Raw genomic sequence first — 24,618 nt, 5'->3', positions numbered from 1 at the left:
CGCAGAGGGTATGGGCGGCGGTGGCTATGGCGGTGGCGGCGGCCTAGGCATCTGGATGAATGGTGACGGGATAACTGTCACGAACTCCGCTACAGGCGTGATTATTGGCGGAAACGGTGGCAAGGGCGGAACATCTTTTTCGGCTTCGTTATCGGCAGGAGTTGGCCGGAACACTGGCAATGGTGGTGACGGCGGCGCGGGTATTTATGGCGCAAGCGGTAATCCTTCTCAGGCTCGACCTGATTCAGCAGTTGTGAACCAGGCATCAGGGAGCATCACCGGTGGCGCGGGTGGTGAAGGAGGGGACACGGACCCGACCGTGATTCAAAATGGCCGATCAGCCATCGACGAAAATGGGGCCAATGGCGGCGTTGGTGGCGCAGGCGTCTTTGGTGTTGCTACGGTGACGAATGAACAGGGCGCGACCATTACTGGCGGTGCAGGTGGCAAGGCCGGTCGGGGGTCGCAATGGGTCAAAAACGCTGCGGATATAAATACCGAAGCCAATGGTGGTGCCGGGGGCGCCGGGGTGGTTACGCTTTCAGTTGCGGGAGGGGCTCAGTCGAGCGTCGATAATTCCGGTGCGATCACGGGTGGCAAAGGTGGCAAGGGCGGAGATGCGCTGACACCGCTACTCGATACGCTCACCGTGAACCAGAGCGTTGGCGGCAGAGGTGGCGACGGTGTCAGGGGCGATAATACAACGATTACCAATACGGGCGTGATCGCGGGTGGTGATGGCGGCGATGGCGGCGCAACACTGGCGGGGACAACCGCGGGGCGCAACGGCGATGGCGGTGCCGGCGGTGACGGTATCAATGGCTCGAACCTGATGGTTGTGAATAGCGGCACCATTGAAGGAGGTAATGGTGGCGCTAAGGGAGCAAATGGTGCCGGCACTGCGGCGGACGGAAAAAATGGCTACGGCGTACACTTCACGAGCGGCACCAACACGCTGGAACTCCATAATGGTTCCACCATTATCGGAGGCGTTTTCGCCGACGCCGGAACGACCAATACGTTCATACTCGGTGGAGCTGCCGCTGGTACCTTCGACGGAATCCTGTCGACCAAAATAGATGGTTCAGGAACCTATCAAGGGTTCACTACCTTCGAAAAACGGGACACCAGCAACTGGACGCTGACGGCGGCCAGCGATGTGAGTTGGACCATCTATGGCGGCACCTTGACGATCGGCAATGGCGGCGGATTAGGCACCGCTGGCACCTCCGTCAATACCGGTCCAAGCGCCGCAGAAAAAGGCATCCTGGCTTTTGATAGCAATGGTTCAATAACGGTCGGCAGCACGATTACCGGCGGCGGTAAGGTCGTTCAGAAAGGGACGGGCACGGTTTCTCTGGGTTCAATCGCCAACACCTACACGGGCGGGACTGACCTGAACGACGGTATTATGTCGGTAGAACTTGATCAGGCTCTCGGCGACATAACCAGCGGTGTCACTTTTAACGGCGGAACATTGCGTATAGCGGGAACGGACAACGATACATCGAACCGTCAATTCGCGCTGAATTCTGCATTTGGCACATTCGATATTGATGATGCGGCCAATATCTTCACGCTCACAAACGATTTGGACGGCACCGGAGCGTTGAAAAAGACCGGCGCGGGAACGCTCGCTCTGACAGGCCTCAACGCATATACCGGCATGATCGCAATCGAAGAGGGCACGTTGCAGATTGGTGACGGTAGCACGGTGGGAGAACTCGGTGCAGTTTCGGATGTTACGGTTGCCAGTGGTGCATCGCTGGCTTTCAATCGAACCGACGATAATCTTGTTGTGAGCCAGACGATTAGCGGTGATGGCGGTGTTACACAGAAAGGCACGGGGAAAACGACGCTAACTGGCACCAACAACTACATTGGTGTAACTGACATCCAGGCGGGCGCGCTTCAGCTTGGCCAGAACACAACAGCCGGTAGTCTGGATCCTCAAAGCACCGTTAACATCGCCCAAGATGCAAAATTTATCATCAATCACAACGATGCCTCTTTTGATTTCACCAACATGATTCAAGGCGACGGCCAGGTGGTGATTGACGGCGACGGAACTGTCGTGCTCACCAATATGAGCAATACCTATACGGGCGGCACTGAACTCGAGAAGGGTGTCCTCAAGCTTTACTCTGATAGGGTCCTGGGCTCAGGTGACCTAATAATGAATGGTGGCACGCTGTTGCCGGATTCGGCTGTTGTGCTGGGCCACGATGTTCAGGTTTTGGGCATTGACAGTGTGTTCCAAACGAACACATTGAAGGACTTAACGCTTACGGGAAAACTGACGGGCGACGCAGGTACTGCTTTCACTAAAACAGGTAACGGTCGCCTGATCCTCAATCAAAGCGCCAATGCGTCGGGCTTTGCTGGTTCTGCCAACGTGAACGAAGGCGCCTTGGTGGTCAACAGCAACCAATTTGGTGGTAGTGTCATCGTCAACAGCGGTGGAACGCTGGCAGGCGCTGGCACAGTCGGCAATACGAATGTTGTGACTGGCGGAAAGCTGGCAGGTATGGTTGGCACAACGCTGACTATAAACGGCAATCTGACCGTCGATGCGAATAGCACCGTTGATGTCAATATTGGTGCAACAACTTTCAATCAGGAGATGTTCAACGTTACGGGCAACCTCACCCTTAACGGAAAACTCGACGTTAGTACCAGCGGGGGTGCGGCACCCGGTATCTATCGCATTTTTAATTATGATCCCAGTCAAACGAACGCCTATAGCACTTTCCAATTGGGTACAATTGATGGCGCCGCCGCCAATTCGGCCGACTGGAAGATTGAGGACACGAATCCCGGTCAGATCAATCTCGTCAATATGAAGGGCATGTCGTTTGTTGTTTGGGATGGTTCCAATACAAACGATGGTGGTGGAGTCCACGGCGGTGACGGAACCTGGAACATCGCGGACACCAATTGGAAAGATATTCAAAGCCTATCCGTCAATGACCCATGGGCTGACGGATCAGTCGCGGTCTTCAGAGCAGCCGCTGGAACAGTAACCATTGACGATCAAGCGGGTGGCGTAAATGCAGCGGGCTTGGTGTTTGAGACCGATAATTATCACATCAACGGTCGACCGCTCAATCTGGTTCAAGGAGTTAATGGAACGGCGCCGTTTATACAGGTCGGTGCGGGAAGCGATCCGACCGTTAAGGCCACAATCGACACCGTTTTGCAAGGAAGCGCGGGCTTGACCAAAACAGGCGTTGGCACGCTGATTCTGACGAAGGATGCGACATATAGTGGTACAACAACGGTAACCGCTGGCACTCTTCAATTGGGCAATGGTGGCCACGAGGGCGCGGTGAATACGGATGTCGAGTTGAATGGTAGTCTGCTTGCTGACACTGCGCTCGTATTCAATCGTTCGGATGGGTTTCATTTCCAGCATTCGATCAGTGGCAACGGTGAAGTTATCCAGCGCGGCACCGGGACCACAGTTTTCGATGCAAGCAATAGCTTTTCTGGTGGTCTGACTGTCGAGATTGGGACGGCGCAAGCCGGCATCGCGGACACTGCGTTCGGCGCAGGCCGTGTGGCCGTGGAAAAAGGTGCCACGCTCGATCTTGCTGGATTCAACCAAACCATCGGTGGTCTCGTCGGCAATAAAGACGACAAGGGTGACGGTGATATCCAGCTCGGTAGCGGAATCCTGACACTCAATCAGGACTTCAGCACCAATTTTTCCGGTAAGATTTCTGGTACAGGCGGTCTCGTAAAAAACGAGAACGGTACGTTGACGCTGTCGGGTACAAACAACTATTCCGGTGTTACCACTGTCAATGGCGGCTCGCTGGTGCAAGGCGCGAAAGATGCCTTCAGCGGTACATCAGCCTATGCCGTGGCCAACGGAGCGACACTCGATCTAGGCGGTTTTGCCACCGGCATGCGGTCACTGGAAAACGGCGGTACTGTTGATTTCGGCGGTACTGGTGGTACTGCGCTTAACATTGCTGGCGATTATGCTGGTGGCGGCACGCTTGTCATGAGCACCGTGCTGGGTGCGGATAACTCCACCACGGACCAGATGAAAGTCGGCGGCAATACTTCCGGAACGACATCGGTTGTGGTCAAGAACCGGGGAGGGCTTGGTGCCGCGACGGTAAATGGTATCGAACTGATCGATATCGCGGGGAACTCGGGCGGCACATTCAATCTTCAAGGTGATTACACGACCAAGGATGGGCAGCAGGCAATACTCACCTCCTCGGCATATGCCTATACCTTGCAGAAGGGCGATGCGAGCGGTTCAAACACCAACGATTGGTATCTTGTCAGCCAGTACACCAGAAACGATCCGGATGGCCCTAATCCGCCGGCTTGTGATGATCCGAATGGTTGTCCTGAGAATCCGAGCAATCCAAGTGGACCATCCCGGTTTAGTCCCGCCGCTCCGGTATATACGTCTTATGCTGCCAGCATGCAGGCACTGAACCAACTGCCAACATTGCAGCAGCGCCGCGGGGATCGTTACCTTAACAAGTCAGGATCACTTCGCGGCTCCTCGGAGGCTGGCGAGACGGATGATCGGGCCATTTGGGCACGTATCGAAGGAGCGCATAACCGTCTGGAGCCGAATACGACTGCCGGGCATGTGCAGCAGGATATCAATACTGTCATCATGCAGGCTGGTGTCGATGGGCAGTTCTATGAGGATGAGAGCGGTCGGTTGATCGCAGGCATTACCGGTCAATACGGCAATGGTCGTGCCAGAACGGCGAGCAATTTCGACGATGTCAACGGTGGTGGCGAGCTGAACACCCAAGGCTGGGGTCTCGGTGGAACCATTACCTGGTATGGCAATGACGGTTTCTATGTCGATGGACAGGCGCAGGCCAACTGGTACAAAACCGACCTTCGCTTTGGCGGCGGCAACAACGGGCTGACGAACGACAATAATGGTTTCGGTTATGCGTTAAGCGTGGAATCTGGAAAGCGTTTCGATATCGATGAAAATTGGTCGCTGACGCCGCAGGCTCAGCTGATGTTCTCATCGGTCGATTTCGATACGTTCTCGGATAGCTACGGCGCGACTGTCAGCAATCGTGACGGCAACAGCCTCAACGGTCGTCTCGGGCTTGCCGCCAACTACGCCAATAGCTGGCAGGGAGCGGATAGCCGCATGGTCAATGCCAATGTGTATGGCATCGCCAACCTCTATCAGGAGTTCCTCGGTGGAACGAGCATCAACTATGGCGGCACCCGGATGAAAGCCGACCGGGACCGTACATGGGCGGGCATTGGTTTCGGTGGCACCTATGCCTGGGCGGATAATAAATACTCCGTCTATGGCGAAGGCACCGTGAACACTTCGCTCAACCACTTTGCTGACAGCTATGCCGTCAAAGGAAACGTAGGTTTCAAGGTGAACTGGTAGGATCAGCATAACAAGAAGAGCCCCAACAGGCTCTTCTTGTCGCTCCATCTCGATGCTGACGCTGGGCTTGTGGTTTACTTCTTTTGCCATCGGGCGAGGAATGACGTCAGGTCGCAATGCATCGGACGGACAGGGCGTTGTCGGGGAATCGGTTATTGCGAGACCTTAGCAAAGGTTGCTCGGAAGCATTTCCGGTAAATCGGAAGGACTTGCAGGGAAAATCGGACGAGACTGCTTCCCATTCATTTTGGATAGGCAAAACATACCCTAAGCAAAAAAGAAGCGCCGGTTTGATTGTATCAAATCGGCGCTTTCGTTTTCAGAGCAAGAATTCCGCTCGCTTTGAAGCCTCGGTAGGTTGTCGCGTTTCGACCGAGGGACTGATGGAGCGTTTTAATTCGGAGTGGACAACCTCTACCGAACTCACAGCTGGAGTTCGTTCAGTGAAAGTCGGATCGCTTTAGCCGGTTTAACTCGTTCTTTGGCGCCTATCTTATCCGAAACAGTTTCGGACATTTCCGTCCGCGCTCTCGAAGTCAGTCGCCATTCGTCAGGCGGGGCGCGACTTTCTCGATCTCGCCGATCAGCTCCAAAAGATTGCGGCTGATATGACCATGCAGGGAGGCTGCCACTTCCGGGTATTCTTCCAGAATGCGCCGGAAGATTGAGCGGCTGATGCGGATCACTTCGGTTTCCGCTTCGGCAACCGCGCCGGTCAGGCGTGATGTCTGGGCGATGAGAGCCATCTCACCAAGCATCGCACCGGGGCCAACGGGGCGGATCGATATCCGCCCCTCATCAGCGTCGTGAAACAGGGTAATGTTGCCGGAAACGACGATATAGGCACAGTCCGCGCTCTGGCCTTCACGAAAAAGCTCGCGGCCCGCGCGCAGCACAAGCCGCTCGGCGCCGAAGGCAAGGAGGCGCAACTGTTCCGGAGTGAATGACTCGAACAGGCCCACCGTGCCCAGAATGCGAATATCGTCGTCTAGCGCCATAGAGTGTCAATACACCTGCATCGGGCGCTGTCCATCACGGGACAAGCTTGTATCCCCCGCTTTCTGTGACGAGAAGCGTCGCGTTGGATGGGTCCTTCTCGATTTTCTGGCGCAGACGGTAGACATGGGTTTCAAGCGTATGGGTCGTCACGCCTGAATTATAGCCCCAGACCTCCTCCAGCAGCACATCGCGACCGATGACCTTGTCGCCAGCGCGATAGAGATATTTGATGATCGCCGCTTCCTTTTCGGTGAGGCGAATCTTTGCACCCTTCTCGTCGATCAGCAGCTTCTGACCCGGCTTGAACGTATAGGCGCCGACCGTGAAGGTCGCGTCTTCGCTCTGTTCATGCTGGCGCAATTGCGCGCGGATGCGGGCAAGCAAAACGGCAAATTTGAACGGCTTGGTGACATAGTCGTTCGCGCCGGATTCGAGACCGAGGATCGTGTCCGATTCGGTGTCATGTCCGGTCAGCATGATGATCGGGGACTTGAAGCCGCCTTTGCGCAGAAGCTTGACAGCCTCGCGGCCATCCATGTCCGGCAGACCCACATCCATGATCAGAAGATCGACGATGCCATTGCGGGCCGTCTGAATGCCCTTGGTGGCGTTGTCTTCCTGCAGAATCTGGAATTCTTCACACAGCTCAAGCTGCTCGACGAGGATGGAGCGGAGATCTTCGTCGTCATCCACAATCAGAATTGTACGGCCTGTCATGCCTGTCCTCGTTACTCTTTGATTTAAATATGGCTCTTCGTGTTTTATGACACTTAATGGCCAGAAGTTGAAGCGGCGAAACGCGAATCAGGCTTTCGCACGCCTCAGGGGCGAAGTGTAAACATATTTTGCCCGAAAACTGAAAATGGAGACGGCAGCGTGACCAGATACCAAGGAGGCCGTGGGGTCGGCATCATCAATGTTCGGGCCAAGCCGGGCCACAAAACGCGTGGGCTGCTTACTGCTGGCAATCTGGTGCTGGAATGCGCGCTTGGCAAGGGCGGCATCAGCGCTTTCAAGCGCGAGGGCGATGGTGCAACGCCTCTGGCCGCCATGCGTCTGCTTTATGGTTATTGTCGCGGTGACAAGGGCAACCTGCCATCGTCACGGCTGCCTCTGCGCCAGATCCGCCGTCTGGATGGCTGGTGCGATGCGCCGGGCGACCGCAACTATAACCGGCCGGTGCCGCTGCCTTACAGGGCCAGTCACGAGGATATGTGGCGCAAGGACGAGCTTTACGATGTTTGCATCGTCATGGACTGGAACATCCTGCCGCGCCGCCGCGGCTGCGGCAGCGCCATTTTCTTCCACCTGGCGAGGCCGGGCTATACACCGACGGAGGGCTGTATCGCATTGAAGCGCGCCGACATGGCGCGCCTCTTGCCGCATCTATCGGACAGAACGGTCATTCGCGTCCTGCGATAGTTCCGATTTTCAGTGCGCCGGTGCGGGCACGATTTTCACCTCGTTGCCCTGCACGTCGTAGAGCTTTCCGCCGAGGAAATAGTCGCCGTCGTGCAGCTCTGCGATGTGGTGATGACGGATAATGCGCTCGGTGCCTTCCGAAAACACCGACATTTGATCGGAATTACCGGTCTTGAACTCATTGAACAGCAGGTTCAGCACGATGGCCATCAGCGCAGCCGAGCTGATGCCCGAATGGAAGATGGTTTCAAACCAGTCGGGAAACTGATGGTAGAACTGCGGTGCAGCGATCGGGATCATGCCGAAACCGATGGAAGTGGCCACGATGATCAGATTGACGTTGTTCTGATAATCGACCCTCGACAGCGTGCGGATGCCGCTGGCCGCGACCGTGCCGAAAAGTACGATGCCCGCACCGCCCAGAACCGCTGGCGGAACACAGGCAATCACGCGCCCCATCACCGGCAGCAGGCCGAGCGTGACAAGAATGAGACCGCCGGTCGCGACGACAAAGCGGCTTTTCACGCCCGTCACCGCCACCAGTCCGACATTCTGCGCAAAGGCGCTCTGCGTGAACGAGCCGACGATTGGGGCAAAAATGCTCGACGCCATATCGGCGCGCAACCCGTTGCCGAGCCTGCGGGAATCGACCTTGGTGCCGATGATTTCGCCCACGGCCAGAATATCCGCCGAGGTTTCCACCAGGGTCACCAGAATGACAATGAACATGGAAATGGTCGCAGCGATGCTGAATACGGGCATGCCGAAATGAAAGATTTCTGGAAAAGCCATGATCGGGCCTTCGCTGACGCGCGAAAAATCCGTCATGCCGAGCGCCCAGGCGATCAGCGTGCCGCACACCATGGCGAGCAGGATTGACAGGCGGGAAATGGTGGCACTGCCGATCTTGCTCAGGATAAGCACCAGCGCCAGTGTCAGTCCGGCCAGACCGATATTGGACATGCTGCCGAAATCGGGCGCATTGCTGTTGCCGCCCATCGCCCAGCGGGCCGCAACGGGCATCAGCGTCAGGCCGATGGTTGTGATGACGATGCCAGTCACGAGCGGTGGAAAGAAGCGCGTTATGCGTGAGAAAATCGGCGTTATCAAAAAGCCGATAAAGGCCGCCGCCATGACGGAGCCAAGCACGACTTGCAGGCCTGCTTCACCGCTGCCGCTGGACGTGACAATGGCCACCATTGTGGCGACACCGGCAAAGGAAACGCCCTGCACGAGCGGCAGCTGGCATCCGAAAAAGGGAATGCCGATGGTTTGCAGCACGGTGGCAACACCGCCGGCAAACAATGAGGCAGTGATGAGCAGACCCACTTCACTGGGGCTCAATCCTGCGGCCTGACCGATAATCAGGGGAACCGCAACAATGCCGCCATACATAGTCAGCACATGCTGAAAACCATAGGCAAGGTTTGCTGCAACCGACAGTTTTTCATCTTCAGGGCGCGAAACTGCATCCGCCCCGGACAGGTGCGTATTCAATGCTACTCCCTCCCGGCAGACGGGTTTAGACCAGTCTGCCCTCTCCGTTCTCCCTGCGCAATCGTGTTGTGGCTGTCCGAGTTGTGCCGCACACAAAAATACGCATGTCTCCTCCAAGACAGTCGTCAGAGTATAGCGGCACCCGTCCGCATGACTGTGCGTGTTTTGCTTGAAATTGTTTTCGACGCGGGAAGGCTAATGTCGTGGTTGGGTTTAGCAACCTGTCATTTTCATCGCTTCTTGCAGAACCGTGAAAACAGCGGGGTCTGTCGATTGCGCCACGTTGAAGCGCAGATAGGCGCTTGCCGTGCGTGACGGGCTGAATACATCGCCGGGCGCCATAACGACACCCTTGTCCAGCGCGTGCCTTGCAATGGTGCCGGAATCCATGCCGTCGGGCAAGCGCGCCCAGAGAAACATGCCGCCTTGCGGTTCGGCCCAGAGTTCCAGCCCTGCGGCTTTCAGGCGTTTGGCGGTCAGCGTCATGGCATCGGCAAGCTTGGCGCGCATGCCTTCGATGTGGCGGCGATAGGTGCCATCGGTCAAAAGCGCATGGACGATTTGCGCCGAGATCGAATTGCCGCCGAAGGTGGTGGCGAGCTTCAGATCGGTCAGGCCGTCGATCCAGTCACTGCGCCCGGCAATATAGCCGACACGCGCCGCAGCCGAGAGCGTCTTGGAAAAACTGCCAATGTGCAGCACGCGCTCGAACCCGTCGAGTTCCGCCAGTAGTGGTGCTGGCGACGGATGAAAATCGCCGAAAATATTGTCCTCGACGAGAATAATGTCGTGCGCTTCCGCGAGCTTCAGAAGGCGATGCGCGGTTGCGGGCGACATGACGCCGCCGGTCGGATTTTGCAGGCCCGCATTGGAAATATAGAGTTTCGGGGCGTGTTCGGTGGCAGCCTTGGCGAAGGTTTCGAGGTCCGGGCCGCTATGGGTATAGGGCACGCCGACCAGCTTGACGCGGTGGGTCAGCAGCACGGCCTGAAAGTTGAAATAGCACGGATCGTCCACCAGCACGGTGTCGCCCGGCTGGAGCAGAAAGCGGCAGATGAGATCAATGGCCTGCGTGCCGGAATCGGTCAGCAATATCTCGCTGCCGGAAATATCCATGCCCTGTTCCGCCAACCGGTGCGCGAGATGGCTGCGCAACGGGCGGAAACCGAGCGGTTCGCCATAGGTGGCGAGATCGCTGCGCTCGTCGCGGGCAATGGCGCGCAGCGCACGGCGGATGCCCTCAAGCGGCAGCCATTCATCCGGCAGCCAGCCGCAGCCGGGCTTCAATGTCTTGCCTTCGGTTTCCAGCGATTGGCGCATGACCCAGAACGGGTCGATCTGCCGGTCCTTGTGCGGCGTGGTGGTGGCCAGCGAAAACGGCTGGCGCGCTCGCTCTGACACATAGAAGCCAGCACCACGGCGCGAGTGGATGGTGCCTTCTGCCACCAGCCGGTCATAGGCTTCGACGACGGTGGATTTGGAGACGTCCATGGTTTCGGCTAGGCGGCGGATCGATGGCAGGCGGGCGCCGGGCGCAAGGCTCATGGCCGCAATGCGTCCGCGTATAATGGACATGACTTTTTCGACGAGCGAGGTTTTTTCAGCCATGCCATTTTCATCACCGCGCGCGCTATCGACGCCCGCATAGGCGGCTTCCACGGCTTCGAGGCTGCGCAACAGGCCCGTCGATATCATCTGTACTCTCTTTCGTATCAGTACAGTTTGCCAGAATTGTCCGGTAACTGTCTCTGATTATTTCGGCAAGTTCGCGGCATTGTCCGCGAAATTCATAGACGATTTTGCTGAAAGCTGAAAAGACACAATGAGCGAGAATGTTGGGAACAACGGTATTGGCAACAAGACCGCCGGTTGGATGAATGGGTTTCTGGGCGTGCTGATTTTCTCAGGCTCGCTGCCTGCGACACGTCTTGCGGTCATCGATATCGACCCGACATTCCTGACCCTGGCGCGCGCGTCGATTGCCGGGCTGTTGGGCATGGCGCTGCTGCTGGCATTTCGCGAACCGCTTCCGCGCAAGAGCGATGTCATTTCGCTGATCGTGGTGGCGCTGGGCGTGGTGGTCGGCTTTCCGCTGCTCACGGGTATTGCGCTCCAACATATGACCTCGGCGCACGCGATTGTCTTTATCGGCCTGCTGCCGCTTTCGACGGCAGTGTTCGCTGTGCTGCGCGGCGGCGAGCGGCCGCGTCCGCTGTTCTGGCTGTTTTCGATCGTGGGTGGGGCTATTGTCGCGTCCTATGCTTACGGGCAGGGCAGCCAGTCCACGCTGCTCGGCGACGTGCTGATGCTGGGTGCCATCATTGTCTGCGGGCTTGGCTATGCGGAGGGGGCCAGCCTGTCGCGCAGGCTCGGCGGCTGGCAGGTCATTTGCTGGGCGCTGGTCTTCTCGCTGCCGATCATGCTGCCGCTGACCATTCTCATGCGTCCTGAAACATGGACAGGCATTGGCGCGATGGCATGGGGCGGGCTGGTCTATGTGTCGCTGTTTTCGATGCTGATCGGGTTTTTCTTCTGGTATCGCGGGCTGGCGCAGGGCGGGGCTGCGACGGTCGGACAGCTTCAGCTTCTGCAACCGTTTTTCGGTCTCATGCTGGCGGCAGGCATTGCGGGAGAGCCCGTCAGCATGGGCATGGTCGCGACAGCGGGCATCGTCGTGCTGTGCGTTGCGGGAGCGAAACGCTTCGCTTAAGCGGGTCTAAATGAATGCCCAGACGGTCGTGCGCTTGACTTCGGAATCTTCCAGCGCACGCGTCACGGGCACCGTATAGACCGCAAGCTGCTCCAGCCGATCCTTGGGCAAATAGGCGCGGCCCGGATCCCCAACGATGATTTGAGCGCCGCGTTTCGCCAATTTTGCGAACCATGGAATAAGCCGGTCGGCCAGCGGCTTTTCATAGAAGACATCGCCCGCCAGAACCACATCCCAGCCGTGATCGGCGCCGATGAGATCGTCAAGGCTGGCCGTCACTGCAACGCCATTGGCCTTGGCGTTGATATCAATTGCGGGAAGCGCGAAGGGATCAATATCCGAAGCGACGACGCTTTTCGCGCCCGCTTTCATGGCCGCGATGGCGACAAGACCGGAGCCGGATGCAAAATCCAGCACAGTCTTGCTACGCACGGCTTCCGGATGGTCGAGAATATAGCGCGCCACGCCCTGACCGCCCGCCCAGGCAAAGGCCCAGAAGGGCGGCGGCAGGCCGATTGTGGCCAGTTCTTCCTCTGTCTTGTGCCAGAGGTCGTGCGCTTCGTCAGCCAGATGCAGGCGGATTTCCGGCACATGCGGCGGTGCTTGCAGGCCGGTATTGGCCAGAATGAAGCTGCGCGTGCTGGTTTCCGCCGGATCGAGCATCAGATATCTTTGGCGTCGAGGCCGCCCATGCGGCAAACCTCAATCCATTCATCTTCCGTCACGGGCTGAACGGACAAGCGCATGGAGGTGACAAGCGCCATATTCTCAAGCTTCGGGTTCGCCTTGACATCCTTCAGGGTGACCGGCTTCGGCACATCGCGAACAGCCTTGATGTCCACGCAATCCCAGCGCGGGTCGTCGGTGGTGCTGTCAGGGTGCGAAAGCGCGCAAACCTCGACAATACCGACCACTTCCAGCCCTTCATTGGAATGGTAGAAAAAGCCTTTGTCACCGAGTTTCATGGCGCGCATGTTGTTGCGCGCCAGATAATTGCGCACGCCATCCCATTGCTCGCCTTTTTCACCACGGGCCTTTTGCATTTCCCATGACCATTTGAACGGTTCGGATTTGAACAGCCAGTAAGCCATTGTGCGTTCCTCGGTAAGCGACTCAGGCGTTGGCGGGATTTTTGAACGACCAGTTCCACGGGCGCACGGTCACGTCCTGAAACAGACCAGCCTTCGCATAGGGATCGTTGGCGCCGATGGCTGCTGCTGCCGCCTTGTCTTCGGCTTCGACAACGAGAAGGCTGCCATTTGGCTTGCCATCTTCGCCAAGGAAAGGACCGGCAAACTTCAGCACATCGCCAAGGCTCGTAAGGTATTCGAGATGCGTCGGGCGCGTGTCGAGGCGCACCTGCAGATGGTCGGGCTTGTCGTTGCAAAGAAGTGCAAAAAGCATCGTCTGGTCCTCTAGTCTTCGGTCTTGAGTGGTCGGTTGATAAGGTTGATCACAGCCTCGTCGATGGTGATCTTTCCGCTGAGCAAAGCGCCAACCGCATCGATGATGGGCGCGGAAATGCCGTGCTTGTCGCACAGTTCCGCAGCAATCGGCGCGGTCGCGACACCTTCGGCCAGAGGCCGGTTGGTCAGGTCTTCGCCGCGACCAAGCGCGAGGCCGTAGGAATAATTGCGCGATTGCGAGGATGAGCATGTCAGCATCAGATCGCCGAGGCCGGAAAGCCCCATAATGGTTTCCGGCTTTGCGCCCATGGCCTGACCGATACGGCGCAGTTCGGCAAAGCCGCGCGTCACAAGGGCTGCCTGCGCGCTCGCACCATAACCGCGCCCGACAGCGGCACCCGCCGCAATCGCCAGAACGTTTTTCAACGCACCTCCGATCTCGACACCTTTGAGATCGGTAGTCGAATAACAGCGGAAAGCAGGACCTGAAAGAAGTGCAGCCAGCTGGTCAGCGGTGTCGGCATCCTCGCAGGCAACCGTTACTGCCGTTGGCAGGCCACGCGCAACATCGGTGGCAAAGCTTGGGCCGGATAGGGCGGCGATGCGGTGGTTCGGCAAAACTTCCGCCACCACTTCCGACATCAGGCGTCCGGTGCCGCGCTCGATGCCCTTTGCGCACAAAACGACGGGCGCGGATTGCGGGATGAGGCTGTTCAGTTCGGAAAGGCCTGCGCGCATGGCCTGTGCCGGGATCACGGCCAGAACGGCGTCAGCACCGGTTACAACGTCCGAAGCGCTGGCGCTGGCGTGGATACCAGCGGGCAGTTCGATGTCACCCAGATAGCGCGGATTGCGCCGATCATTGTTGATGGCTGCGACAGTTTCCGCATCGCGGGCAAAGAGCCATGCTTCGTGGCCACTGGTCGCTGCCATGGCGGCAAGCGCCGTGCCCCATGCGCCGCCACCGAGAACGGCGATCTTCGTGCGAGCACTCATGCCTTGGCTCCACGCCGTCCCGTGCCGATCAGCGGCGCGGATTTTTCATCGAGCGGCCAGCGCGAGCGCGGCGCGATGGCAAGCGAATCCGGAGCCTTGGTCGCGGCATGTTCTGCCCCGGCCCAGGCGATCATGGCTGCATTGTCGGTGCAGAGATTGAGCGGCGGCGCGATGAAGCTGAAGCCGTGTTTGGCGCAAAGCTGTTCCAGCGACGCCCGCAGGGTCTTGTTGGCGGCGACGCCGCCCGCAACCACCAGCGAAGGCGTTGCACAGTCGGGAAACTCTGTCTTGAACCGTTCAAGCGAACGCCCGACCCGGTCTGACAGCGTGTCCGCCACGGCTGCCTGAAACGAGGCGCAAATATCCGCAACATCCTGATCGCTAAGCGGCACCAGTTCGCTTGCTGTCTGGCGCACGGCGGTCTTGAGGCCCGAGAAGGAAAAATCGAGCCGCGCTTCGCCTTTCAGCGGGCGGGGCAGGGCAAAGCGTTTCGGATCCCCCTGAAGCGCCATGCGCTCAACCGCCGGGCCGCCGGGATAAGGCAGGCCCAGAAGCTTTGCCGTCTTGTCGAAGGCTTCGCCCAGCGCGTCGTCTATCGTGGTACCGAGACGCTCATAATCATTGAGCCCGCGCACCAGCACCATCTGCGTGTGACCGCCGGAAACCAGCAGCAGCAGATAGGGAAATTCGAGCTTGTCGGTCAGCCGCGCCGTCAAAGCGTGGCCTTCCAGATGGTTCACAGCATAGAACGGCTTTTGCGCGGCCATAGCGAGCGCCTTTGCCGTCATCAGGCCGACGATCAGCCCGCCGATGAGGCCGGGACCGGCAGTGGCCGCCACGGCATCCACCTCGTCGAGTTGCATATCCGCATCCTGCAAGGCGCGCGCGACCAGCCGATCCAGCGCCTCGACATGGGCGCGCGCGGCAATTTCCGGCACGACGCCGCCATAAGGCTCATGTTCGGCGATCTGGCTCAGAACCACATTGGACAAAATACGGCCTTCGCCCTTATCGTTGCGTTCAACGATAGCGGCGGCTGTTTCGTCGCAACTGGTTTCTATTCCAAGAATGCGCATTTGCGGTTAGACCCTGCCAGTCTCATATTTCTGATACGTCAAGCAACCCGGTACCATGGACGACGCGATATGCAAACAGCATCCTTGAAGATTGGCCCATTGAAGATTGGTACGCGCGGTAGCAAGCTGGCTTTGGCGCAGGCGCACGAGACGCGTCGCCGCCTGATGCAAGCGCATGGTCTGTCGGAAGACGCGATTGAAATCCTGCCCATGTCCACGGCGGGCGACCGCATTCAGGATCGCCCTTTGTCGGAAGTCGGCGGCAAGGGGCTTTTCACCGAGGAAATCGAACAGGCGCTGAAGGATGGCACAATCGATATTGCCGTCCATTCGACCAAGGATATGCCGACCGTTCTGCCCGAGGGGCTGCATCTTTCCGTCTTTCTTGAGCGCGAGGACCCGCGCGATGCTTTCATCGGCCGCACCGCCGGGCGATTCATGGATTTGCCGCAGGGGGCAATCGTCGGTTCGTCGTCGCTGCGCCGTCAGGCGTTGATCCGGCGTTTGCGCCCGGACATTCAGGTGGTGATGTATCGCGGCAATGTCGATACCCGTCTGCGAAAACTTGAAGCGGGCGAAGTGGACGGCACCTTTCTGGCTTGCGCCGGGCTCCGGCGTCTCGGTCTCGATGCGGCGATCACCGAACTGGTCGATCCGCTTGCCTTCCCACCGGCACCGGGACAAGGCGCCATTGGCATTGAAAGCCGCATCGGCGATACGCGCATCGATGCGCTGCTGGCACCGCTGGCGCATCGCGATACGCAAGTGGCGCTTGCCTGCGAACGCGCATTTCTGGGTGCGCTTGACGGCTCCTGCCGCACGCCGATTGCCGGTCTGGCGACGGTGGACGGCGACAACGTGCATTTCCACGGCATGATCCTGACGCCGGATGGCGCGCAAGCGCATGACGTGACGCTGGACGGCACGGCAGCGAACGCGGCTGCAATCGGCGTCGAAGCCGCCAGAACTGTACGTGCGGCTGCGGGTCCGCATTTCTTCACGGATTGGGACTGACATTGAACGGGCCGGGCGAAGCGAAAGCAGGCAGACGGGTTCTGGTCACACGACCGGAACCGGCAGCCTCGCAGACGGCATCCCGGCTTTTGCAAGCGGGTTTCGAGCCGGTGTTGTTGCCGCTCAGCCGCACGGTTTCGCTGGCGTTCTCGATACCGGGCATTCCGTTTGCAGCGCTGACAGTGACAAGCGCCAATGCTTTCCGCCATGTCGAGCGCGCCGTTCTGCCGTTACATCTGCCGCTTTTCGCGGTCGGTGAAGGCACGGCGCAGGCCGCGCGTGAGGCCGGTTTCGGCCAGGTGATCGAAGGCGGTGGCGATGCCGTCCGGCTTGCCGAAACGATGCGTCAGGCTCTGCCTGCGGGTGCGCGGGTTCTTTATCTCGCCGGGCGCGTGCGTCAGCCGGTATTCGAAGAGCGGATTGCCGCCGCCGGGATCGAAATGGCGGTTTGCGATGTCTATGACATTGAGCCTGTCGATTACACGCCCGATGCATTTCGACGCATTCTGGGGCAAGTGCCCGTTGCTGCCGTGATGCTTTATTCCGGCGTGGCGGCGGGGCAGTTTGTCGATGCGATGCGCAGGATCGAGCCACCTTTTAACGAAAACACCCGTTTTCTGTGTATTTCAGCCCGGGTTGCCGACAGGCTGCCTGCCGAATGGCAACAAAGAGCGCTGACCGCGGACCACCCGGATGAAAAAGGACTTTTCCGACTGTTTCCCAAACTTTGATTCTTTTAGACGCAACCTTCCTGCGACAGAAGATTTTATCTGTTAGAGTCACACCGAGTTACCGGCAGGCAATCGACGATTACGAGAGGACCCATGGCGAAATCCGGCACCCCGCGACATTCCAAACCGGCCCGCAATCCCGTGACGATCAATCTCGATCCGTCTGATGTAAAGCGTGTCGACGAACAAGCGGGAGCCAGGACGACACCGCCCGCCGAACCGGTCGGGAACTTTGCTCAGGCAACGACCGCCAAGCCCGCTGAAACGAAAGCCGAGCCGAAACCGGCTGCAAATGCCGCAAGGCCGCCCTTCACCGCTGGCGTAAAACCGGAAACGGAAAAGCCGGGCACGAGTTCGGGCACATCTTCAACCGTGCCGCCCGTCGGCAACTCCAGCCCGAAGCAAAGCACCGGCGCGTCGCATCTTCTGGCGGGTATTGCCGGTGGCGTCATAGCGCTTGGTGGCATGTTTGCGCTGCAATGGGGCAATGTCATTCCGTCGCCCGGCGCGCGCGTGACCGCCGAGCAACTGGCCGCGATGGAGCAGCAGATCTCAGAACTGCGCACCAACCCGACGCCCGCACCGCTCGACGCTGCGAGCCGCACGCAATTTGCCGATTTGCAGAAGAATGTTCAGGCCGCCGAAATCAAGGCGGAAGCGGTCGCAGGCACGCTGACGCAATTGCAGCAGCAGGTCGAGACATTGCCGCAGGCGAGTGGAGGCGCCGCTTCGGGCGATATCGAAGCGCTGACCGGGCGTCTCGACGCGCTGGAATCGAAATTGTCGGCGGCCCAGAATCAGGCGGATCAGGCTGCAGCCGGTGTTTCCGGTAATACCGGCACGATTTCTTCGCTGGAATCGAAGCTGACCTCCTTGCAGGCAACGGTCGGCGAAGCCGCCCGCCAGCCGGATGCAACAGCGCTGATTGCCGCCAATGCGCTGAAAACGGCCATCGATCGCGGCGGTTCGTTCAAATCCGAGCTCGAAACCTATGCGTCGCTGGCGCCACAGGAAAGTTCGGTCGAGGGCCTCAAGGCCTTTGCCAATACGGGCGTGCCGACCGTGGCGGACCTCAATGCCTGGTTTGGTCCCGTCGCCAATCGTATTGTCGCCACCGAAAACAAGCTGCCCGCCGATGCGGGCGTTTGGGATCAACTCGTTGCCAGCGCCAAGGGGCTGGTGAGTGTTCGGCCCGTCGCAGGCAATGTGGAAGGCGAAGGTGTCGGACCCACGACCGCACGTATGGAAGCAGCGCTTCATGCAGGCGATCTGGAGCGCGCCATCGGTGAATGGGAAAAACTCCCTGCCGATGCGAAAGCGGTGTCCGGAGAATTTGCGAACCAGATGAAAGTGCGGCGCGACGCCGACGCGCTGATCCAGCGTCTGGTTGCTGACAGCCTCAAGCCGAAAGCACCGGCAGAAGCGGGTGCCGCGGCACCGGCGGGCAATTAAGGGGGCGGGCCGATGCTGCGTGTTTTATTCTATCTGCTGATCGTTGTGGCCCTTGGTTTCGGCTTTGCCTGGCTGGCTGACCGTCCGGGCGAGCTGGATGTTGTTTTTGCAGGCAACCATTATAATGTGCCGCTGATTACGGCAGTCGCCGGTATTGTGGCTATCGTGGCGGCGATCCTGCTTTTGTGGTGGCTGGTAAAAAGCATCATCCAGTCGCCCTACACGCTGCGCCGCCATTTTCGCGCCCGCAAGCGCGACCGTGGATATCAGTCGCTTTCGACTGGTCTGATCGCTGCCGGTGCGGGCGATGCGGAAGCTGCGCGCCGCATGACCAAGCAGGCGGGCAAGCTGCTGAATTCCGATCAGGAGCCGCTCATCAAACTTCTGGAAGCGCAGACGGCGATGCTTGAAGGTCGCACGGACGATGCCCGCAAGGGCTTCGAGGCGATGTTGGAAGACCCCGAAACCAAGCTTTTGGGCCTACGCGGGCTTTATATCGAAGCGCAGCGCGTCGGCGCAATCGAGGCGTCCCGTCATTATGCTTCGGAAGCTGCCAAGCAGGCGCCGCAGCTCGAATGGGCGTCATCGGCAATGATGGGCCAATTCTGCGCCGACGGCGATTGGGATGGCGCATTGAAACTGGTCGAGGCGCGCAAACAGGCGCTGGCGCACAGCAAGGATACGGTGAAGAAGGAACGCGCAGCGTTGTTGACCGCCAAGGCCATGGCAACGCTGAATGTCGATCACGCCCATGCCAAGACTATTGCGCTGGAGGCAAACAAGCTTGCGCCCGATCTGGTGCCTGCCGCTGTCGTGGCTGCGCAGGCGCTGTTCACCGATGGCGATGTGCGCAAGGGTTCCAGGATTCTGGAGGCGGCATGGAAGCGTTCCCCGCATCCCGATATCGCTTCCGCTTATGTCTATGCCCGCGCAGGCGACACGGCGCAGGATCGTCTGAAACGCGCGCGGCATCTGGTGTCGCTGCGTTCCAACACTGCGGAAGGCAGTCTCGTTCTGGCGCGCGCGGCCTATGAGGCTGGAGATTTCAAGGCAGCCCGCGACAATGCCGAACAGGTGTTGCGGGCACGCCCGACCGAAAGCGCCTATCTGCTGCTGGCCGATATCGAGGAAGCCGAAACCGGCGATCAGGGCAAGGTGCGTCAGTGGCTCGCGAGAGCGCTCAAGGCGCCACGCGATCCGGCCTGGACTGCCGATGGTTATGTTTCCGAGCGCTGGTCGCCAGTTTCGCCGGTTACCGGCAGGCTGAACAGCTTTGAATGGAAAGTCCCGGTTGTCGAACTTGCGCCGGTTGTTGAGGCCGAAGAGCCGGAAATCAAAGGGCCTGTCCCGGATGTTAAACCGGCAGTGCCCGTGGTGGTGACGCCGCCGCTTCGCGACGCACCTCCGAAAGCTGCGCCGCAGCTTGATGTGGTGGAGGCCGAAGTGGTTGTGCCCGCCGCCGAGCCCGTGAAAGACGATCCGCCTGCGCCAGTTCTGAAGCGCGATGAAACTCCGCAACCGCCGCTTGATGGAACCTCGTTCGATGACGTCGAAGACGGAGAGGACAAGCGCGGTCATTTCGTGGTCGATGATCCGGGTGTGGATCAAAACAGCACACCGCGCAAGGTGCAGGGTGGTTTACGGCTGTTCTAAGCCAGTTCCACTTGAATAAAGCGTTGCTTAAAAACAACGCTGGCGACGTCATCTGCGTCGAACCGTCTTTCATGACGGTTTGTCGCGTTGCCTGCCGTATTTCCCCCGTTAGGTTCGCAAATATGCAGGTCGGCGTTTCCCTGGTGAGGCGCTTGAGCGTTAATGTGTCTCGCGAGGGTGAATGTTCGATCGTCTGTTGGAATTTTTGAAAGAACTGCCCGGCAACGGTTTTCGTGACCGCACGGGAAATATTTCCAACGATGATCCGAAACTTGCCGCCGCTGCCCTTTTGTTTCACATCATGGATGTCGACGGAGAAACACGCGAGAGCGAGCGCAAGAAGCTCGCCGCGATGCTGTCGCTGAAATATAATCTCAAGGGCGATGCGCTGAAGAAGCTCATCAAGGCCGCCGAGGCTGCCGATAGCGAAGCGATCGATTTTTCAAGCTTTACATCCGTTCTCAAGCGTCAGCTGGACTATAATGCGCGGCTCGATTTCGTGGGTCTGATGTGGGAAATGGTCTATGCCGATGGCGATGTCAGCGAAGTGGAAGCGGACGTGACATGGCGCATCGCCGAGCTTATCGGCATCCGCGAGGATGACCGCAATGCCCTACAGGCGCGGGTACAGATAGAAAAGGCGAGCCGTAGCTCGCCCTTTTGATCATCAAGTCCGGCCTTGCAGATGGCGGGCCTTGCGCAATTGCGGGAACATGGCTGCCCAGATCATCGCGACGGCGATGGAGCCGACGCCGCCAATCACCACTGCCGGAACCGCACCCAGAGCCGCCGCCATCAGACCTGCGCGGAATTCGCCCAATTCGTTCGACGCGCCGACGAAAACCATATTCACGGCATTGACGCGTCCGCGCACATGATCCGGCGTCCAGAGCTGCATCAGCGTTTCACGGATGTAGACGCTGATCATATCGGCAGCACCGGCCAGCGCCAGTGCGACGACGGAAAGCCACGTCAGCGTTGAAACGCCAAAGATGATGTTGAACAGGCCGAAAAGCCCAACGAAGACGAACATCACCCGGCCTGCATGGTCGCGGATCGGATGACCGGCCAGCCAGATCGCGGTCAACACCGCGCCAATGCCGGGTGCGGAACGCAACAGGCCAAGCCCCCACGGACCAAGATCGAGAATATCGCGCGCATAGATCGGGAGCAGCGCCACCGTGCCGCCGAGCAGCACCGCAAAAAGGTCGAGCGAGATCGCGCCCAGCACGATCTTTTCCTTCCAGATATAGCGGAAGCCGGCGAGCATGCTCGACAGGGAACGCTGTTCTGCAAGCGTATGCTGCTTCGGCTTTGGTATCGAGAAGGTGAGGACCGCAGCCGCGATCAGAAAGACCGTGGCAATGCTGTAGGCTGCGACCGGCGAGATGCCGTAGAGCAGGCCGCCCGCGACGGGGCCAACGATGGTTGCGACCTGCCAGGCCGACGAATTCCAGGATACGGCATTGGCAAAATCCTCGGTCGGAACAAGGTTCACCACCAGCGATGCCGAGGATGGCCCGAGGAAGGCGCGGGCGATGCCGAATAGCAGGAGGCTCGCAAATACGGTCGCTGGCTCGAATAGCCCCGCAAGCGTCAGTGAGAGCAGCAGTCCTGTGACGACAGCTTCCAGAACCAGCGACAGGCCCATGATCAAGCGCCTGCCGAAACGGTCAGCCGTGGCCCCGGTTACGAGAACGAGCAGCAATGCAGGCAGAAACTGCATCAGCCCCACCATGCCCAGATTGAAGGCATCGCGGGTCTGGTCATAGATTTGCCAGCCGACCGAAACGCTGACGATCTGCACCGCAAAGGCGCTCAGAAAGCGTGCGCCCCAGTATTTTTTAAAAGATGAGTGGCGAAAAGCTGCGTAACGATCAGCAGAAGAAGCATCGGTTGAGGGAGACATTGCTCAAAACATCGCGAGGAAAGATAGGGGTTACTTACAGCATCCTTCCCATGATCGGAATCACTTTTTGGTGGCAATTGTGTCGGCAATTCCCGAAGCGGAAAGGACTTCAAGAAAAAGGGCGAAAAAAAAGGCCGACATGACGTCGGCCTAGTCGATCCGGGAGGGCGGATCAATCCTTGCCAAGCAGGCCTTTCCAGATGATCGCGCCGAGCGCTGCACCGATCAGCGGAGCAACCCAGAACAGCCAGAGCTGGCTGAGTGCAGCCGTTTCAGCGAAGAGCGCAACGCCGGTGGAGCGAGCCGGGTTAACCGACGTATTGGTCACCGGGATCGAGATCAGGTGGATCAGCGTCAGGCCGAGACCGATCGCGATGGGGGCAAAGCCAGCCGGTGCGATCGACGATGTCGAACCCAGAATGATGATGATGAAGAACGCCGTCAGGACGATTTCGATCAGCAGGGCCGAGGTCAGGCTATAGCCGCCCGGCGACAATTCGCCATAACCGTTGGAGGCGAAGCCGCCCGCCGTGAAACCGCTTTTCCCCGAAGCGATCAGATAGAGCACTGCCGCTGCGACAATGGCACCCAGAACCTGTGCGATCCAGTAGGGGATAAGATCCTTTGCCGGAAGCCTGCCGCCGATCACGAGACCGAGCGAAACAGCCGGATTGAAGTGGCCACCAGAAATGCCGCCCACAGCAAAAGCCATGGTCAGGACGGTGAGACCAAAAGCAAAGGCGACGCCCAGGAAGCCGATGCCAAGTTCAGGAAAAGCCGCAGCGAGCACCGCGCTGCCGCAGCCGCCGAAAACCAGCCAGAAAGTTCCGAAAAACTCAGCCGATAGTTTATTCAACATGGAAATCCCCAAGGTTGGTGTAGTGAAACTGGCCGAATGCGAATCAGATATCCAAAACTATATCCCTGTCATATTCTTCCGGCAATATTGTTGAAAACAAAGAATGGCGTCTATGCTTTGCTTCGTAGAACTATTTTAAAAGTAAATATCGAAAATTACCCCAATTATATTGTTGTTATTCGATAATATGATTGATAAGCACTTGAATTGATTAATGTAAATCATGTGCCCTACGGCTGAAGCGAAGGGCGAGCAGCAATGGCGCCCCGGAGGGCGTTGTCACCGGTCGTCGGCTGAATGACGCAATTGCGGGGTTGCTTGACCGCTGACTTCCATAGCCGGGTTATTGCGAAGGGGGCTGCATGCGCGTTATAAGCGAAGAGTAGGCACGGGGCAGGCCCGTAACCGAAGAACAGCCATTTTCAAAGGCTGTCGTAGAGCAGACAGGGAGTTTGCGGTTTGAACATGCATCCTAAGACCAGAGGATCGAGAATCTTTTGGGGTATCGCCATGGCGGTGCCGCTGGTTTCCGCTCTTTCCGGCTGCACGGCGACCGCATGGACGGAAAAGGTCAAGATCGACACCACGCCGCTACCGACCGAATGCGCGGGATGGCAGAAGATCGATCTCAAGCAGCGCACCACAATGGTTCTGCTGCGTCAGGATCCCAAGCTTATTGTCGAGATCGATTCTCACAATCTGAAGGGACGTAATCTCGGCTGCTGGCAGTAAGCGATCCAGCTTTTGAAACACGCGTCGGGGCTCAAGCCGGACGCGCCATCCTGATATCGACCTTCTCGATTGTGCCGCGCAGGGCGGGCAGCATCGTCTCGAAACGGATGTTTCTGCCGGGTTCGATGCTTGTGCGCACCGGTTCCAGCAGGCGTTCACGCTTTTGTCCGTCACGATAGGTGATGCTGACGATCAGAGCCGGTGGCGGCTGCGTTTCGTGGCTGTCATTCCTGATGCTGGCGCCCACATTCAGCACATTGCCTTCGGCGCGCTCTGCGATATTGCTGGTGATGTCGGTCACTTTCAACGCGGAAACGAGCGGCAGTGATGGCGATACGCTGGCGACGGCGTCCGACGACTTGCCTGTCATGATCGTATAGCCGCCCGCCATCCAGAAGGCGGTCGTGGCGCAAAAGGCCACCAGAACCCAATAGGCAACACTGGGGCCGCTCGCGGTTTCCGTCGCAATCGCCGGGCGTTGCTGTTTGCGGAAAAGGCTGAACCCCGGCAGCACATGCGGCGTGGCTGGCTTTCGACGTTCCGGCAGCACAGTTTCGAATTCGGCGTCCTCGACTTCGACAGCGGGCGCGTGACGCCAACCGGCAGACGTCGAGGCACGCTTATGGGCGCGCGCATGGTCTGCGGCGGGGGATCGCTTCGCCATCATGAAGTCATCTTCCTTTGCGTTTGCTCACTCATTCCAGCCCCATAGGCTGCCGCAAAATGGTTAATGCTTCGCTCGCGAATATTTTAACGGCCGA

At 58.7% G+C, this 24,618-nt stretch carries 21 protein-coding genes; 9 read left to right on the top strand and 12 right to left on the bottom strand.

Annotated elements, in window-relative coordinates; genetic code table 11:
- The first annotated feature begins 10 nt into the window (after positions 1-10).
- Positions 11-5,401, top strand: a complete 5,391-nt coding sequence (locus tag ABWW11_RS00425) for an autotransporter outer membrane beta-barrel domain-containing protein (RefSeq protein WP_283735966.1) — start codon at positions 11-13, stop codon at positions 5,399-5,401.
- A 536-nt stretch (positions 5,402-5,937) separates the two neighbouring features.
- On the opposite strand, the gene ABWW11_RS00420 is transcribed toward ABWW11_RS00425, so the two are convergent.
- Both ABWW11_RS00420 and optR read right to left on the bottom strand, forming a co-directional pair.
- Positions 5,938-6,399: a cyclic nucleotide-binding domain-containing protein gene (locus ABWW11_RS00420; protein WP_109369936.1), complete on the bottom strand. Its 462-nt coding sequence runs from the start codon at positions 6,397-6,399 to the stop codon at positions 5,938-5,940.
- 34 nt (positions 6,400-6,433) lie between these two features.
- Complete coding sequence (gene optR, locus ABWW11_RS00415; protein ID WP_078337540.1) at positions 6,434-7,117, bottom strand: response regulator OptR; 684 nt, start codon at positions 7,115-7,117, stop codon at positions 6,434-6,436.
- A 159-nt stretch (positions 7,118-7,276) separates the two neighbouring features.
- Here optR and ABWW11_RS00410 point away from each other — a divergent pair, with 159 nt between their 5' ends.
- A complete protein-coding gene (locus ABWW11_RS00410; protein ID WP_109369935.1) occupies positions 7,277-7,822 on the top strand; it encodes a L,D-transpeptidase family protein in 546 nt (181 codons plus the stop codon).
- A 9-nt stretch (positions 7,823-7,831) separates the two neighbouring features.
- On the opposite strand, the gene ABWW11_RS00405 is transcribed toward ABWW11_RS00410, so the two are convergent.
- Together ABWW11_RS00405 and ABWW11_RS00400 are read right to left on the bottom strand one after the other, a co-directional pair.
- Complete coding sequence (locus tag ABWW11_RS00405; protein WP_109369934.1) at positions 7,832-9,319, bottom strand: nucleobase:cation symporter-2 family protein; 1,488 nt, start codon at positions 9,317-9,319, stop codon at positions 7,832-7,834.
- A 213-nt stretch (positions 9,320-9,532) separates the two neighbouring features.
- On the bottom strand, positions 9,533-11,014 hold the full coding sequence (locus tag ABWW11_RS00400; protein WP_109369933.1) for an aminotransferase-like domain-containing protein: 1,482 nt from the start codon (positions 11,012-11,014) through the stop codon (positions 9,533-9,535).
- Positions 11,015-11,141: 127 nt separating this feature from the next.
- Between ABWW11_RS00400 and ABWW11_RS00395 the strand changes: the two genes are divergently transcribed.
- A complete protein-coding gene (locus tag ABWW11_RS00395) occupies positions 11,142-12,029 on the top strand; it encodes a DMT family transporter (protein WP_109369932.1) in 888 nt (295 codons plus the stop codon).
- 6 nt (positions 12,030-12,035) lie between these two features.
- Here ABWW11_RS00395 and ABWW11_RS00390 read toward each other — a convergent pair whose 3' ends face one another.
- The 5 genes from ABWW11_RS00390 to tsaD are packed head-to-tail and all read right to left on the bottom strand — an operon-like array spanning position 12,036 to position 15,507.
- Positions 12,036-12,692 carry a class I SAM-dependent methyltransferase gene (locus ABWW11_RS00390; RefSeq protein ID WP_109369931.1) on the bottom strand — a complete coding sequence of 219 codons (657 nt, stop codon included), beginning with the start codon at positions 12,690-12,692 and terminating at the stop codon, positions 12,036-12,038.
- Complete coding sequence (locus ABWW11_RS00385) at positions 12,692-13,120, bottom strand: EVE domain-containing protein (RefSeq protein ID WP_109369930.1); 429 nt, start codon at positions 13,118-13,120, stop codon at positions 12,692-12,694. The genes ABWW11_RS00390 and ABWW11_RS00385 overlap by 1 nt, the downstream gene beginning before the upstream one ends.
- Positions 13,121-13,142: 22 nt before the next feature.
- On the bottom strand, positions 13,143-13,433 hold the full coding sequence (locus ABWW11_RS00380; RefSeq protein WP_109369929.1) for a YciI-like protein: 291 nt from the start codon (positions 13,431-13,433) through the stop codon (positions 13,143-13,145).
- Positions 13,434-13,444: 11 nt separating this feature from the next.
- A complete protein-coding gene (locus tag ABWW11_RS00375) occupies positions 13,445-14,431 on the bottom strand; it encodes an NAD(P)H-dependent glycerol-3-phosphate dehydrogenase (RefSeq protein WP_109369928.1) in 987 nt (328 codons plus the stop codon).
- Positions 14,428-15,507, bottom strand: a complete 1,080-nt coding sequence (gene tsaD, locus ABWW11_RS00370; protein WP_109369927.1) for a tRNA (adenosine(37)-N6)-threonylcarbamoyltransferase complex transferase subunit TsaD — start codon at positions 15,505-15,507, stop codon at positions 14,428-14,430. The genes ABWW11_RS00375 and tsaD overlap by 4 nt, the downstream gene beginning before the upstream one ends.
- Positions 15,508-15,576: 69 nt before the next feature.
- Between tsaD and hemC the strand changes: the two genes are divergently transcribed.
- From hemC to ABWW11_RS00345, 5 genes are all read left to right on the top strand, one after another.
- A complete protein-coding gene (gene hemC / locus ABWW11_RS00365; protein WP_109369926.1) occupies positions 15,577-16,521 on the top strand; it encodes a hydroxymethylbilane synthase in 945 nt (314 codons plus the stop codon).
- A gap of 2 nt (positions 16,522-16,523) precedes the next feature.
- Positions 16,524-17,252: a uroporphyrinogen-III synthase gene (locus ABWW11_RS00360; protein WP_109369925.1), complete on the top strand. Its 729-nt coding sequence runs from the start codon at positions 16,524-16,526 to the stop codon at positions 17,250-17,252.
- Positions 17,253-17,345: 93 nt separating this feature from the next.
- Entirely contained in the window at positions 17,346-18,704 is a 1,359-nt protein-coding gene (locus ABWW11_RS00355; protein ID WP_109369924.1) for a COG4223 family protein, read from the top strand.
- A 12-nt stretch (positions 18,705-18,716) separates the two neighbouring features.
- Positions 18,717-20,357 carry a heme biosynthesis protein HemY gene (locus ABWW11_RS00350; RefSeq protein ID WP_109369923.1) on the top strand — a complete coding sequence of 547 codons (1,641 nt, stop codon included), beginning with the start codon at positions 18,717-18,719 and terminating at the stop codon, positions 20,355-20,357.
- Positions 20,358-20,538: 181 nt separating this feature from the next.
- Positions 20,539-21,021, top strand: coding sequence for a tellurite resistance TerB family protein (locus ABWW11_RS00345; protein ID WP_109369922.1), 483 nt, complete (start codon positions 20,539-20,541; stop codon positions 21,019-21,021).
- A gap of 3 nt (positions 21,022-21,024) precedes the next feature.
- On the opposite strand, the gene ABWW11_RS00340 is transcribed toward ABWW11_RS00345, so the two are convergent.
- Both ABWW11_RS00340 and aqpZ read right to left on the bottom strand, forming a co-directional pair.
- Positions 21,025-22,266: an MFS transporter gene (locus tag ABWW11_RS00340; RefSeq protein WP_109369921.1), complete on the bottom strand. Its 1,242-nt coding sequence runs from the start codon at positions 22,264-22,266 to the stop codon at positions 21,025-21,027.
- A 172-nt stretch (positions 22,267-22,438) separates the two neighbouring features.
- Positions 22,439-23,125, bottom strand: a complete 687-nt coding sequence (gene aqpZ, locus ABWW11_RS00335) for an aquaporin Z (RefSeq protein WP_109369920.1) — start codon at positions 23,123-23,125, stop codon at positions 22,439-22,441.
- 465 nt (positions 23,126-23,590) lie between these two features.
- On the opposite strand from aqpZ, the gene ABWW11_RS00330 reads away from it, so the two are divergent.
- Positions 23,591-23,857: a hypothetical protein gene (locus ABWW11_RS00330; protein WP_109369919.1), complete on the top strand. Its 267-nt coding sequence runs from the start codon at positions 23,591-23,593 to the stop codon at positions 23,855-23,857.
- A gap of 31 nt (positions 23,858-23,888) precedes the next feature.
- Here ABWW11_RS00330 and ABWW11_RS00325 read toward each other — a convergent pair whose 3' ends face one another.
- Entirely contained in the window at positions 23,889-24,524 is a 636-nt protein-coding gene (locus ABWW11_RS00325; RefSeq protein WP_109369918.1) for a hypothetical protein, read from the bottom strand.
- Positions 24,525-24,618: the final 94 nt, after the last annotated feature.

It is taken from the genome of Brucella sp. NBRC 113783 (assembly GCF_040372265.1).
GTDB classification, from domain to species: domain Bacteria; phylum Pseudomonadota; class Alphaproteobacteria; order Rhizobiales; family Rhizobiaceae; genus Brucella; species Brucella teleogrylli.
The sequence above is the reverse complement of the archived record's forward strand: the minus strand, read 5'-3'. Positions and strand labels throughout refer to the sequence as shown.